Raw genomic sequence first — 11641 nt, 5'->3', positions numbered from 1 at the left:
ACTCCCCGACCAGACGTTACCACAAGCGCAGGACGAGCATCCAGCCGCTTATGCTGTAGCGAGCGAGGCCTGATACTCTTTGAGCACTGTTGGTAGAACGCGCACATATTTTCCGACCCGCACACCCCTCAATTTGCCTTGGCGTACAAGTTCATAGGCCCGTGACAAAGGAATCTTTAATCGTACAGCGACATCTGACATGTCGAGCAAAGCCTCGTCTGGTTCCCCCTTCTCTGTGGTCATAAACTCTGCCCAAATAACCGCCTTGATACGCTCCAGCTCTCCCAGCACGACGGGCAATTCTGACCTCGGTATCCGTTCTAGAGTTTTTGAGAGCGTGTTTATCGCAGATTGATAATCAGTCATGAATGTATTCCTAGCATTAAGCATTTACCCTCTTCCGGATAATGCTATCTATGACTCCAACCCGTCCCTCAGTCTTCAAGAGCACAACGGGTGCGACCCGTGGCTAAAGAGCAGCGGGACAGGCCTTCCCGGTCCCCTCCGTGCCGGTCTCCGCCCCTCCAGGCCTGTCCGCTGCGAGAGCCCCGTGCCGCCGCCTTCGTTACGCCCCACCCTTGGTTTGTGAAGGGTGGGGCTAGAACATAATTTCAGAAGGAGGCGGACATGTCCGTTGATAGTTCTCTCGGTTCTTCGAACGGTGTACGGCCACTGAGCCCGAAATCGCGCTACGGAGTGCCTCGGTACCGTGTGACCCTCGTGCGCGAGGGCCGTGCCATTCCGGCTGCGGAATCGGTGCATACGTCGGAGGGCGCTGCCGCCATCCTCAGGCCCCTGTTTGCCGGGTTGGACCGGGAGCAGTTCCTCATCTGTGGCCTGGATGCGAAGCATGGGCTCATTGGGATCAATGTGGTCTCCACTGGATCGCTGACCTTGGCCATTGTGCATCCCCGCGAAGTCTTCAAGCCGCTGATACTCATGAATGCCGGTGCTTGGCTCTGCGCTCACAACCATCCCTCTGGTGATGTCACACCCAGCCCAGAAGATCGCGTCCTGACCAAACGGCTCCGCGAGGCGGCTGATCTGTTTGGCATTCCGCTGCTGGACCATCTCATCCTCGCCGAAGAACGCTACTACAGCTTCGCCGACCAGGGGTGGCCCGGCGCTTAGCGCAGCAGCCGCAACACCCAAGCCGCCCCGGCGGCCACCAGCGCGAGGCCAATCGCGGCCGTTCCCCAGGCGACCAGGTCGGCAGCCAGCGCATTGCCGATCGTTTGAATTTGTTGCGCCGTCATCCGTGCACTCCTTTGTCGTTACCCTGTTCATGCTGTCATATGATGCGAAAAAGGAGGCAGGCTGCTGCCAGCCTGCCTCGATGGGCTCTCTCTTAGCCCACAATGGCGCGAACGCGCTTAAAGGCGTAGATCGCCAGTGCCACGCCAATCAAGGCCGTGGCCCACAAGAGCAGATCGGCCCGCACCGTGGCCACATCCGCCGAGACCGGAAACAACTGCGCCTGCGACAGCGCCGGGACACCCAGGGCGAACACGAACGCCATGAGCAGGCCCCCAAGCCCTTTGACCCAACCCCATCCCCTCATACGGCACCTCCTTGTGCTGTTGGTGGTCACGTCCACCCACGCCGTCGGACTCCTCGCCGACGGTCGAGCGCCTCAGTGGCTCTGAGGCAGAATCAACTTGATAATCAGGCCCACGGCAAACCCACCGAGCCAGAAGATCGCCGTGAAATAGGTCATCGCTTCAATCGCCGGCAGGTCCATACAACACCCCTTCGCCAATCAGTCGCATCGAGCCCTCCTCATAGACTTCAGAGACCATGAGGCCGTACCGTCCGGTAATCTGCGCCGCCGTGAGGATCTCGCCGCTGTCCAAGAGATAGCGCCAGCCTTGACGGTTCTGACTCATTCCGGCCCCGCCGAGGATTCGCACGGTGCGCCTGGGTGCTGGCGGAGTCGTGCTCACCGACGGAGCTACGCCCAACGGGTTGAGCAGGCTTGCAGAGCTGGAAGGGACTGCCCCCGCCGCCACGTTCGGGATAGAGGTCGATCCGGCGGCAGGTGTCGGCTTGGTTGCACTCAGGGACGACCAGGGCCGCCAGAACATGAGGCCAATGGCAAACAGGCCTGCGGCAATCCCGATGGCCACCCGTGCCGACTTGAAGACGGTATGGCTGCGTTGCTCTTCCCGAATCGCCGCCGAGGCATAACTCGAATAGTAGGCGTAGATCGCCGGTGAGTAGGTTCCCACGAAGGCGCGAATCACTTCGTTATCTTCCGGGTTCCCGCGCACCTTACCCTGATACTTTTTTGCGAGACCCACAAAGGCGAGTTTCCGAAACTTCACCGTGGCTTCGATCAATCGGGTGACGCCTTGGGACATCTGCCGGAAATCCTGGCTCATGAGCAGAATATCGACGCCATAGTGCCGATGGGTTTCAAGCCAGCGCAGGAGGCCCGGCTCGACCTTTTGCATGGACCGGAACACGGTTTGTGCTTCGTCGATAATCACCGCCGAGCCGGGCTCGACATGTTGGAACGCCTGCAAGACTTCGACGGAGTCTTTCCAGATCGTGATCTGTTGTTCGAGAGCGGAAAGCTCGATGCCCGTAAACAAGGACAACCGGTCCAGATAGATGCCATCGACCGCGATATAGAGCCGACGCCCTTGGCGAACCCAGGGCAGAAACTTCTCGCAGATCGCGTGGTACGACTTCCCCGAGCCTGGCACGCCTTCATACAGTTCGATCATCGAAGACTCCTCAGATACACCCAGATCCACAGGGCTAAGACCACGGTCCAGGCATAGGCCCACCCCATCACGAGCTGGTTCATGAGCCCCACCGCACAAATGGAATGGTTTGCAGAATGAACCGCGTCCCCATGGCGCTCGCCACGATGGCCAGCGCCTGACTCATGCCCGTCGCGCCCAGCACCCACGCATATTGATCGGGAATCACCGGCAGGGTGAGCCCTGCCGTGCCGATGGTGGCGAGCGTGCTGTCCGCCACGGAGAGCAGCGAATCCCAGATCCCGAGGCCCCAATCGGTGAGGGAGAAGAAGAACTCCTGCAGCCAGCAATAGATGAGGGTCAGAATGGCCGTCATGTGCTCGTCTGACCTCCGACAAAGATGATGCGGTAGGCGGCGATCGAGGCGGTCGCAATGACGAGTGTGCGCAATACGGTGAAGAACCAGGCCCATTGATTAAAATCGATCTGTTGGCTGCCAAAGAAGGCCGAAGGCAGCGCGATCACGGGCAAGGTGGAAGGCCAGGTCAGCGACTTCAAGAGATTCAGCGTGCCAAGCAGGCCACTCGTGCCCCAGCGGGTCTGATGTTCCTGGAAGACCGTCCCGAAGGTTCGACTCTCATGAGATCCAACGGTGCAGGATGTCGTCGCCTGGGTCTCTTCTTCTTGCGTCGTCGAGCCGTCCGGGTTCTGCGTGGTTGTCGTCGTCGTGGTCGTCGTCTGCTGCTGCGTATTCTGCTGCGGCGTACTGGCCGGAGGCGGCACATTGTCTGCCACTACGATATCCCCGACTGGGACTGGTTTGGGCTTGACGGTCGTCGGCATCTCGGTCGGACTGACTGGCTGCGAGACCGTATTGTCCGCTGGCTGCGTCGTGCCGGTGGTGCCGACTGGACTCGAATGTTGTTCGATGGCATTGGGTGAACTGGGCGATTGCGCCAAGAGGTACTGCTGAATGTTCGATGCCGTGGGCGTGCCGGTGACTTGTTGCGCAGGACTCGGCGGACACCACCAGTTCGTGGGTCCGGCGGAGGTCATGCCCGGCGTCGGACTGCCCAAATAGCCGAACATGAGTCCACCGGGACAGACTGGTGCGGGAGCGGGACTTCCCGCGATGTTGTGATTCGGAATGGTGTAGGTCTGCCCATTGTACGAATAGGTCCAGTTGCCTGTCGGGGGAGACGCCGCCTGTTTGATGGCGGCCAGATCCGGCTGTGAATAGTACATCTGGGCGAGCACCAAGCCTGCACTGACTCCGAGGGCCGCCCAACCAATAGGGCCCGCCACCATGCGAACGGCCAACGAGGCAGCAGAAGGCGCCAGGGCTGCCGTGGCGACTTGAGAGGCCAAGGCAGAGCGTTGTGCGGCTAGATAGGCAATGCGTTCGGCCTGGGCGACGACCCGAGAATATTGCGTCGTTGTCTGGCCTAAGGATTCCACCGGCGTCAGGCAGATGGAGAACAAGAGTCCCCAGATGAACGTCAGATAACTGGTTAAAGAAAGCAGTTTCACAATCGTCCGACTCCCAAGCCGGTGAGGAAGGCCAGTAACAGGACCGCCACAAGAATGATCGTGAGATCCACCGGCCTTCCTCCCTCTGCCGTTACTTCAGGACTTCCAAGGCAGACAGATCGAAGAACGTGCGTCCGGTCTGTTCGAACTTGCGCACTTCGATCGACACCTTGGCCTGTTTACCTTCCGCCTGCTTACAGACCTCAATGAGCGACATCTGATCCTCCGGTATCCCCAATCGCAGCACCCCCGGATCTTTGCCCTTCACATACAGATCCACCGACCGAAACACCTTGCCCTCCCGGCTCCTCCGCTCCACATACCCCTGCACCGCCCCCTCTGCTTTGACTTGCATCGTTCGACCCTCCTGATTGTGAAAAGACCCTCGGATCAGCTCTGCGCCTGACCCACACGCCCCGGCCCGCAAACCGGACTTTCGGCAGCAACTGAAATTGGAAACGACAGGTGGTGCAGATCACAAACAACTTTCCCTTCCGAAACTCACCCCAGGCTCCAGCGGCGTTGCAATCCGGATCTGGACAGGCACGGACGTACACCACGTTATGTCCGAGGTTTGAGATGAAGCACATAGGGCGTCACCACCTTCTTGCGTTGCTTCAACAGGGCATAGTGCTTCTGGTTCCATCGTTTCGTGCCCGCATAAATCATCTCCGTCAAAAACTGATCACCGCGACAGGCCACGACCACGGCGAGCATGGGGCTGAGGGCGTTGGCGAACCACGCGACGACATCATCCAGCCGCTGTTGAATGCGTTCGACCACGAGCCGACAGCGCCGAAAGCCTTCGGTTAAGCCCTCCCACCAGCTCAGCAAGGGCGCCCGATACTTTTCGTACGATTCGGCCTCTCGCGTGGTCTCTCGAAAATCCACATAGGAGCGCAGGACCCCAACTAAGAAGGCCCGCCAATCTTCGGAATCGAGTGTGAGCAGCGCTTTGGCGCAGGCTTGCGCCCGGTCCTGTTTGAATTCCATTTCCCACCGGACGCCGTAAGTCTCCGCGTCTTCTCGTCCACGACTCTGGAGTTCCAACCGTTTGTCATAGACACGGAGCATGCTTTGGCTCTCCCGACTGCCGAAATAGAGAGTCTCTCCGGTTCGGATTCCCTGGCGATGATTCGAAGCCTGGATGACCTTGAACTGTTTGGATCGACTCACCACTTGTCCGGCCTCCACGGCTTGCCGGACCGTCTCGACTGCGACAGTGGCCTCCCGGTCATCCAGGGCCACATCAATGCGGGTGACATGGCCTTTTTGAGCGAAGATCCAGGCCAGGACCGTCTTGAGCTTGGCCTCATCCCACTGGGAGACAATCCCAGCCGACAGATCCACATGCACTTCCTTCGGATTGCGAGGAGCACCCGTCCCCAGTTTGCCGACACCCGTCTTGCCCTGCGTCATGAGCTGAGCCACGGGATAGCCGCGAAAGCCGGTCTCACTCTGGAACCAGTCGCCACCAATGAGCCTGATCACGTCTGCGACTTCAGCCTTCGGCAGGGTGAAGGCCAGCCAATCGATGGTTTGGGTGAATCCTCCGGAGACGGTCATTTCTTCCTCCTTGGCGTTTGTGCGATAGACGCCCCCGTCTTACCAAGTCGGGGGCTGGTCCGCTGCGCGCGCCGCCCGCTGGCGCCGTCGGTCGCGCTGCGCTGTCCCTCCTTCCTCATGGACACCACAAAGGTCTGACCACGCCCCTTGGCCTTCAGGGCCTCCTTCACGCGCTCCAGATCGAAACGTACAAATCGGCAGAATCGATCTACCGGAATCTCGCCTTTGCGGTAGGCCCGGCGGATCGACTTTGGACTGACTTTGAGGACGGCGGCCAACTCATCGACGGTTAACCATGTTTGTTCCATCACGTCTCCTTTACGTTTCGTCGCTCGATGTATGGTCAAACCATACGCATCGGCGTGCGGTGGTGAAAGAGGCCCGTTCGGGGACACTAGGGGACAACAGGGGACACTAAGGGACACTACGTCATCCCTCAGAAGTGTTCCTCAGAACACGAGGAGCACCGTGTGACAGCTATGCAAAACGGTTGTACGAAAAACGTGCGGCAAGTATGGAATGACCAAACAATGCGCTAGTAGCGGTGATTCAGATTTTTCTCTCGAAGTAACGATGGCCCGTGATAGGGCGAATGGAACCAGAGTGAGCCAAATGGTTGTGATGCCGCGATCGAAAATACGGCATAATATTGCAAAAAAATGCTCTAGGGCCGAAAAACTCCAGACAGGTCCAAACGGCTCTAATTCCCTGGGTAGTTGCCTAACGTCCCCAGTGATTACGCCAGTCTCGCCGCTTTGGGAGAGTTATGAGGGTTGCATCAATAACATTGTATGGCCGCAATCGGAACCTGTGCCACATTGCCCCCAAATAGACACAGCCGATCGATAATTTCGTCCCGCACTCTCTGAAAGACATCACGGCGTTGTTTGGGGTGGCAGCGGGGTCGTCGGAACTCCAGTGCCGCAGTTGATGAACCTCAGGCATAATTGGAAAAAGTTTCTCTCCCACGACCCTACAGTGATGTCATGATCGAACGGCTGACAAATAAATTCCTCTACATGCTTGAATCAAATGTGCGAAAGATCCCAGTTTCTTCATCACTTCCACAGTTACAGGGTTTGAATCCAGCGGGATGTGTGCCCGCGCTTGCTCACTGGAAGTAATCTTCCTCGATTGGCTGCAACAGTGCCTATGCCATTCGGCTTCTCGTCGAATTGTCTTTGCACAGAAACAGAATCCGACGCTTCATGTTCGCTTGTACGTGCTGCTGGCGTCGGCCCACCAATACCGCTTCTCTTGAAGTTATGAGATAGGTCTCTCACAACCATACGGTGCATGTCGAAAAAGGCAACCTTGCCTTTGCGAAGCAACATCTACGGCCTCCGCCCAATCGTAGCCGATTCTCGCCCAACGACAGCATCGCGCCGGGGCCTGTCTCCAAACGTAGATTTTGGCTTGGCCCATTACCGCGATGAGGCGTCGACAAAGTAAGGGGAATAACTCTTGCTGACGGCGGAATGCTTACTGATTCACGTCGGGTGAGAGGCAAGATTTGGGAACAGTCAGACCTGCATCTCCGCAGGGGGCTGCGAAGCACGAAGCAGGACTTAGGCAGCGGACGCTTCTTCGGAGGGCGGGGCTTTGGCTGGGTCGTTTACTTTTTTCGAACCACGACGCGCCGAGAACTCCAATGATAATTCCTGCAATGCCCGTACAAGGGCAGAAAGCTGTGATCGTGTCAACGCATCCTCGGCCAGAAGTTTCGCATAGAGGCTTGAGAACTTGTCTGCGCCGAGCAGACAGGCGCTCTCCGCCAGAGCGCCCAGTGATTGATTTAATGCTCCGGAGATCGGCTCGTTAGATGTGGATTCCTCCAGAACTGCGTAGGGGATGGTTTCGTTTACCTGAATGGCAAACATGTCACTCAGCTCCTGATATTCCTCGTCACCGATTTGTAAGGTGTCGGACACATCAAACTTGCTACGCAACACCAGGGGTTGGACGCTCAGCACCTGTTCCACCCGTTCTAACAACTGTTCCTTCTTCACTGGCTTGACGAGGATGCTATTGCAATGCAGACCTCGCGCTATCTTGGCCGTAGGGATATCGCAATGAGCCGAGAGAATGATGGCCGGAATGTCCCTCAAGCCGGGAAGCATTTTCAACTGTTGAATCAGCTCGATACCGTTTATTTCCGGCATCAGATAATCCGTGATGACGAGATGGATGTTGCATAGCGTAGGGAGCAACTCCAGCGCCTCTTTACCGTTATTGACGACAACCGTTTGATAACCGGCTTTTTGGAGCAGCCCCTCGACCAATTTCGCGCATACAATATTGTCTTCCACGATCATAATGGTCACAGGAAACTCCACTCGAACGTTGATTGAAACGGACTAGGCACAAAAGTGCGGCAGATCGTTATCGGATAAATATCGTGTAAAGTTGAGGGCCATTGAAGGCTGGGAACACTAGAGATCGCACCAACCAGCCATCCTCTATTCACTTGATATATAAGATATTTTTTTCTCTAATCATGCCGTCTAACTTGGTCATCTACCTTGCAGCGGCTTCAATTCTCCGGCAGACTGCAATAAAATCCAGAGACGATTTTCAAGGGTATACGTGTGCGCAATGAATGAACCTTTAACAGAACAGGGTCCCAGTATTTCGATCAACGACGGATGAAGCGGAAAAGAAAATAATTCGGCTTCCATCTCGCTTCCACGCGGAGTCGGTGGCCGCTCTTCCAGTGCGCAAGTTCGCTGATCGTGGCGTCGAGATCGAGAAACAGCATGCCAATCGTCCCTCCAACTTCCATGTCAAGATTGGTGACAACCGCTTCGCTCACCCGCCCGTCCACCCTCACCATTCGGCACCTCTCAGAGCCGTGATTCGCCCGGTGTCATGCCGTGATCCTGAGTAACGGCGCGCCGTGGACGGCGCTCTGCGTCAATCGCCTTTCTCGATCCCGCGTTCCACTGGTCGCGGGGAATCCGCTGACGTCAACCGGACGTGGAGGTGGTCAGGATCATTCTTCGGGAGCATGTCTGCCACATAGACGCCCTGCAGACTCTTCAGGTTCGTGTCGTTGGTGGCCAGTGTGGAGATCTCTAAGAGGGCCTCGACGTGGAGTGGCCGCTTGCTCGCGATCATGTCCTGCCAGAAAGGCAACTCTCGTGCGGCCACCTCCAGCATGACTCGATGCCCGCCAGGGATCAATTGAACCCCACGGACCGTGGCGTCTCGCATCACGTCATTCACGATAATCATGGTTCGAGCGCTCCCATTGCCTCACCGGCGATCAATTGAGGACCGTAGAACCCACGACGGCCCTGTCATCGAGGGGTTATTGGTCGGCGAAAACGATACGCTTTTTGTCTCACGGCTGCAACTGTGTCACCCGTGATCGTTACCTGCTCGACGCGTGGAACCATGCTTCCGCACTGGGTTTTCGTCCTGACGGTAGCCCTGACGAATGTCCACAATTGATTGACCATTTCGTTCGGTCACAATATGACGGGTACAGGTATCCAGTAGAAGGACGCATGGGATCACGAATCACAGGCACGGAGAGGGTGTTTCGGCTGGGACCGCAACCAACACTGACCTTGCGCGAGCGGCTCATCCTGGACGGGCTATGGTCCGGGAAGAGCACGAATCAAATCGCGGAACAGCTCGGCCTGTCCCTGAATTCTATCAAAGCGGTGCGTCACCGCCTATTGAGGAAGTATCAGGCGTCCAATGCGGCGCAGCTCGTACGAGCCGCCCTCGCGCATGGCGATCTCACTGTGGTCTAGCTGCCCCTCCTCCACACGTTATCGCCCCTCTCCACGTAATTATATTTGTGGGCAATATCCATTCTCAGAGTCCTATTCGACCAGACATCGAATTTCTGCGAGTCACTTTAGCGTCGCTGGAAATCCGTAGTTTGTTCCAACTCCTCCGTGTCGCTCTCACGCGACGTGCTCAACGCGTACCCTGTCATCGGAAAACCACAAGCATCGCAAGTCACGGTTGGTGCACCACTGGGAATCAACATGACCTGACGGCACAGATGGCAAGCTCGAATTTTCATACGCCTCCTTTTGAGTCAGTGTGTCCGTTGTGTGTCCGCAAGCACCCTGGTCCCAAGTTTCTCAATGGCGGTAACTGCTAACCTCGCCACGTTGCGGGCAAACTTGACAAACTCCCTGTACCGTTTTATTAACATCGCACCCTGCTCTAGCCTAACGAGCACTACCTATTCGAGGTCATGATTCGTTATTTTGCATAAGGATACATCATCCTCGTTCGTCACTTCGTTGGTTTGTCAACAGCCTGCTAGTATTGAGTGAGTATGCTTCCGATGGGAGTCTTACTCGCTGAAACGTGTGTTCTGGCTGTGCTGAGCTTTCGTCGGCACATCGTGGTCCTGGTGCCGACGAACCTGCTCCGCCGCATCGTGTTGTCCGGCCAATGTCAGTGCACCGATGAGATTCTTGGTGAGGCGTGGATGATCCTGCGCATACGGGTCACCCAAGCGAAAACTGGCAATCGCGTCATCATAGCGCCTCAATGCAACGTAGGTTTGCCCAAGGTTGTTGGCCAGGGCAGGATGCTCCGGCTTGATGGAGTAGGCGGTTTGAAATGCGGCAAGAGCATCGGGATACCGTTCCTGAACATAGGCAACAATGCCCAGCCACGCATAGGCGCGCCAATCTTGCGGATTCAGAGTTAGGGCTCGGCGAAACGCCTTCTGGGCATCTTCCAACCGGCCAAGACTCGCCAACGCTCGCCCCTCCCCGTCGAACGCCGCAGCAGAAATCGGGGTTTGATCGGCCATGGCCCTGAATTCCAGAAGGGCGTCCTCGGCCAATCCCCTTTCAAGAAACAGGATGCCGCGTTTCTCTCGAACCCGTGCGCGCCCCGGGTCCAGTCGCAATGCTTTCTCGTACTGCGCCATCGCAACGGTCAAATTCCTCCCGGCCACGGATCGATCTGCAAGATGCTCATACTCATCGGCCGTCAGAAGCGGGGGTACCGGCGAGAACCCGTTCTCCGACTTCGGCGACTCAGCCCCTACGCCGATCCGTCCGGCGGTGGCGTCATGATGACTCCGCGGAGGAGGCGCTTGCCCCGCGCACCCGCACACCACACCTGTCAGAGCTATGGCAAGATACCATGCAGGATGACGACGACTATTCATCACAACCGTTATCGGCGGCCGGCGCATAGACTTAACCCGGACTATTCATGAATGCCGTCGCGAGGCGTTCGAGACCGAAGTCCGCCGGGGCTCTTCGCAAGTAAGGCCGATGCAGGCGTACTTGCAGTCCGTCGAGGAGGCCGAACGAGAACAGCCCCGCCGGGCGAGAGGATCGGACGACGGAACAGGTATTCATGAATAGTCCGGGTCAAGGCGGTATGACATCGAAGAATTCGGAGGGACGGTTTGGGCCGTATCAGGGAGCGACCGCATCGCTGAGAAGACGAAGGCCTCGAATCACTGCCGGCCCTAGGAGGATGACGAAGAGCCCCGGAAAAATGAAAAAAATGAGCGGAAAGAGCAGTTTTACCGGCAATTGGGACGCGATCTCTGTGGCTCGCAGGTCCTGTCGGGTCCGTAACCCATCCGCATGAATCCGCAAAGCCTGGCCGATGCTGGTGCCGAATCGTTCCGTCTGAATGACGACCGCCATGAAACCATGGACCTCTTCCACTTGCATGCGTTGCGCGGCGCGACGAAACGCGTCTTGCCTCGATCGCCCGCTGCGCAGCTCTACGCATAGTGTTTCCAGCTCTTGACTCAATTCCCGATGCATTCTCGCCATCTCATGAGCCACCCGATTGAGGGCCACATCAAGACCAAGTCCGGCTTCGACACATATCACGAG

At 57.2% G+C, this 11641-nt stretch carries 17 protein-coding genes; 2 read left to right on the top strand and 15 right to left on the bottom strand.

Going from position 1 to position 11641, the window contains the following annotated elements:
- Window positions 1-48: 48 nt before the first annotated feature.
- Entirely contained in the window at window positions 49-366 is a 318-nt protein-coding gene (locus tag KF784_18200; GenBank protein MBX3120995.1) for a helix-turn-helix domain-containing protein, read from the bottom strand.
- Window positions 367-627: 261 nt separating this feature from the next.
- Here KF784_18200 and KF784_18195 point away from each other — a divergent pair, with 261 nt between their 5' ends.
- A complete protein-coding gene (locus tag KF784_18195) occupies window positions 628-1131 on the top strand; it encodes a JAB domain-containing protein (GenBank protein MBX3120994.1) in 504 nt (167 codons plus the stop codon).
- 217 nt (window positions 1132-1348) lie between these two features.
- Here KF784_18195 and KF784_18190 read toward each other — a convergent pair whose 3' ends face one another.
- From KF784_18190 to KF784_18140, 11 genes are all read right to left on the bottom strand, one after another.
- Complete coding sequence (locus tag KF784_18190) at window positions 1349-1519, bottom strand: hypothetical protein (GenBank protein ID MBX3120993.1); 171 nt, start codon at window positions 1517-1519, stop codon at window positions 1349-1351.
- 202 nt (window positions 1520-1721) lie between these two features.
- Window positions 1722-2729: a hypothetical protein gene (locus KF784_18185; GenBank protein ID MBX3120992.1), complete on the bottom strand. Its 1008-nt coding sequence runs from the start codon at window positions 2727-2729 to the stop codon at window positions 1722-1724.
- A gap of 79 nt (window positions 2730-2808) precedes the next feature.
- Window positions 2809-3084, bottom strand: a complete 276-nt coding sequence (locus tag KF784_18180; protein MBX3120991.1) for a DUF2523 domain-containing protein — start codon at window positions 3082-3084, stop codon at window positions 2809-2811.
- Window positions 3081-4238: a hypothetical protein gene (locus KF784_18175; GenBank protein ID MBX3120990.1), complete on the bottom strand. Its 1158-nt coding sequence runs from the start codon at window positions 4236-4238 to the stop codon at window positions 3081-3083. The genes KF784_18180 and KF784_18175 overlap by 4 nt, the downstream gene beginning before the upstream one ends.
- A 91-nt stretch (window positions 4239-4329) precedes the next feature.
- On the bottom strand, window positions 4330-4593 hold the full coding sequence (locus tag KF784_18170) for a hypothetical protein (protein MBX3120989.1): 264 nt from the start codon (window positions 4591-4593) through the stop codon (window positions 4330-4332).
- Window positions 4594-4799: 206 nt separating this feature from the next.
- Window positions 4800-5804 (bottom strand): replication initiation factor domain-containing protein, encoded by a 1005-nt coding sequence (locus KF784_18165; GenBank protein MBX3120988.1) that lies wholly within the window; start codon window positions 5802-5804, stop codon window positions 4800-4802.
- A complete protein-coding gene (locus KF784_18160; GenBank protein MBX3120987.1) occupies window positions 5801-6112 on the bottom strand; it encodes a helix-turn-helix domain-containing protein in 312 nt (103 codons plus the stop codon). Before KF784_18160 ends, KF784_18165 begins: the two co-directional genes overlap by 4 nt.
- A 762-nt stretch (window positions 6113-6874) precedes the next feature.
- Entirely contained in the window at window positions 6875-7138 is a 264-nt protein-coding gene (locus KF784_18155) for a hypothetical protein (protein ID MBX3120986.1), read from the bottom strand.
- Between the two features lie 234 nt (window positions 7139-7372).
- Complete coding sequence (locus KF784_18150; protein MBX3120985.1) at window positions 7373-8128, bottom strand: response regulator; 756 nt, start codon at window positions 8126-8128, stop codon at window positions 7373-7375.
- Between the two features lie 311 nt (window positions 8129-8439).
- Window positions 8440-8637 carry a hypothetical protein gene (locus KF784_18145; protein MBX3120984.1) on the bottom strand — a complete coding sequence of 66 codons (198 nt, stop codon included), beginning with the start codon at window positions 8635-8637 and terminating at the stop codon, window positions 8440-8442.
- An 80-nt stretch (window positions 8638-8717) separates the two neighbouring features.
- Window positions 8718-9038: a hypothetical protein gene (locus tag KF784_18140; protein MBX3120983.1), complete on the bottom strand. Its 321-nt coding sequence runs from the start codon at window positions 9036-9038 to the stop codon at window positions 8718-8720.
- A gap of 275 nt (window positions 9039-9313) precedes the next feature.
- Here KF784_18140 and KF784_18135 point away from each other — a divergent pair, with 275 nt between their 5' ends.
- Window positions 9314-9565 (top strand): helix-turn-helix transcriptional regulator, encoded by a 252-nt coding sequence (locus KF784_18135; GenBank protein ID MBX3120982.1) that lies wholly within the window; start codon window positions 9314-9316, stop codon window positions 9563-9565.
- 557 nt (window positions 9566-10122) lie between these two features.
- On the opposite strand, the gene KF784_18130 is transcribed toward KF784_18135, so the two are convergent.
- The 3 genes from KF784_18130 to KF784_18120 all read right to left on the bottom strand — a co-directional run.
- Complete coding sequence (locus KF784_18130) at window positions 10123-10953, bottom strand: tetratricopeptide repeat protein (protein ID MBX3120981.1); 831 nt, start codon at window positions 10951-10953, stop codon at window positions 10123-10125.
- A gap of 31 nt (window positions 10954-10984) precedes the next feature.
- Complete coding sequence (locus KF784_18125; protein ID MBX3120980.1) at window positions 10985-11149, bottom strand: hypothetical protein; 165 nt, start codon at window positions 11147-11149, stop codon at window positions 10985-10987.
- Window positions 11150-11209: 60 nt separating this feature from the next.
- A partial coding sequence (locus KF784_18120; protein MBX3120979.1) for a type II secretion system F family protein occupies window positions 11210-11641 on the bottom strand: 432 nt, incomplete at its 5' end.

The sequence above is a fragment of the Fimbriimonadaceae bacterium genome, from assembly GCA_019638775.1.
In the GTDB taxonomy this organism is placed as follows: domain Bacteria; phylum Armatimonadota; class Fimbriimonadia; order Fimbriimonadales; family Fimbriimonadaceae; genus JAHBTD01.
This window is presented reverse-complemented; position numbering and strand designations above follow the sequence as displayed.

Bases quoted from the DNA above. Each gene is read 5' to 3' on its own strand.
- KF784_18165 (MBX3120988.1), bottom strand. From the start codon at position 5,804: ATGACCGTCTCCGGAGGATTCACCCAAACCATCGATTGGCTGGCCTTC.
- KF784_18135 (MBX3120982.1), top strand. From the start codon at position 9,314: ATGGGATCACGAATCACAGGCACGGAGAGGGTGTTTCGGCTGGGACCG.
- KF784_18155 (MBX3120986.1), bottom strand. From the start codon at position 7,138: ATGTTGCTTCGCAAAGGCAAGGTTGCCTTTTTCGACATGCACCGTATG.
- KF784_18195 (MBX3120994.1), top strand. From the start codon at position 628: ATGTCCGTTGATAGTTCTCTCGGTTCTTCGAACGGTGTACGGCCACTG.
- KF784_18170 (MBX3120989.1), bottom strand. From the start codon at position 4,593: ATGCAAGTCAAAGCAGAGGGGGCGGTGCAGGGGTATGTGGAGCGGAGG.
- KF784_18125 (MBX3120980.1), bottom strand. From the start codon at position 11,149: ATGAATACCTGTTCCGTCGTCCGATCCTCTCGCCCGGCGGGGCTGTTC.
- KF784_18145 (MBX3120984.1), bottom strand. From the start codon at position 8,637: ATGGTGAGGGTGGACGGGCGGGTGAGCGAAGCGGTTGTCACCAATCTT.
- KF784_18200 (MBX3120995.1), bottom strand. From the start codon at position 366: ATGACTGATTATCAATCTGCGATAAACACGCTCTCAAAAACTCTAGAA.
- KF784_18160 (MBX3120987.1), bottom strand. From the start codon at position 6,112: ATGGAACAAACATGGTTAACCGTCGATGAGTTGGCCGCCGTCCTCAAA.
- KF784_18190 (MBX3120993.1), bottom strand. From the start codon at position 1,519: ATGGCGTTCGTGTTCGCCCTGGGTGTCCCGGCGCTGTCGCAGGCGCAG.
- KF784_18130 (MBX3120981.1), bottom strand. From the start codon at position 10,953: ATGAATAGTCGTCGTCATCCTGCATGGTATCTTGCCATAGCTCTGACA.
- KF784_18185 (MBX3120992.1), bottom strand. From the start codon at position 2,729: ATGATCGAACTGTATGAAGGCGTGCCAGGCTCGGGGAAGTCGTACCAC.
- KF784_18180 (MBX3120991.1), bottom strand. From the start codon at position 3,084: ATGACGGCCATTCTGACCCTCATCTATTGCTGGCTGCAGGAGTTCTTC.
- KF784_18140 (MBX3120983.1), bottom strand. From the start codon at position 9,038: ATGATTATCGTGAATGACGTGATGCGAGACGCCACGGTCCGTGGGGTT.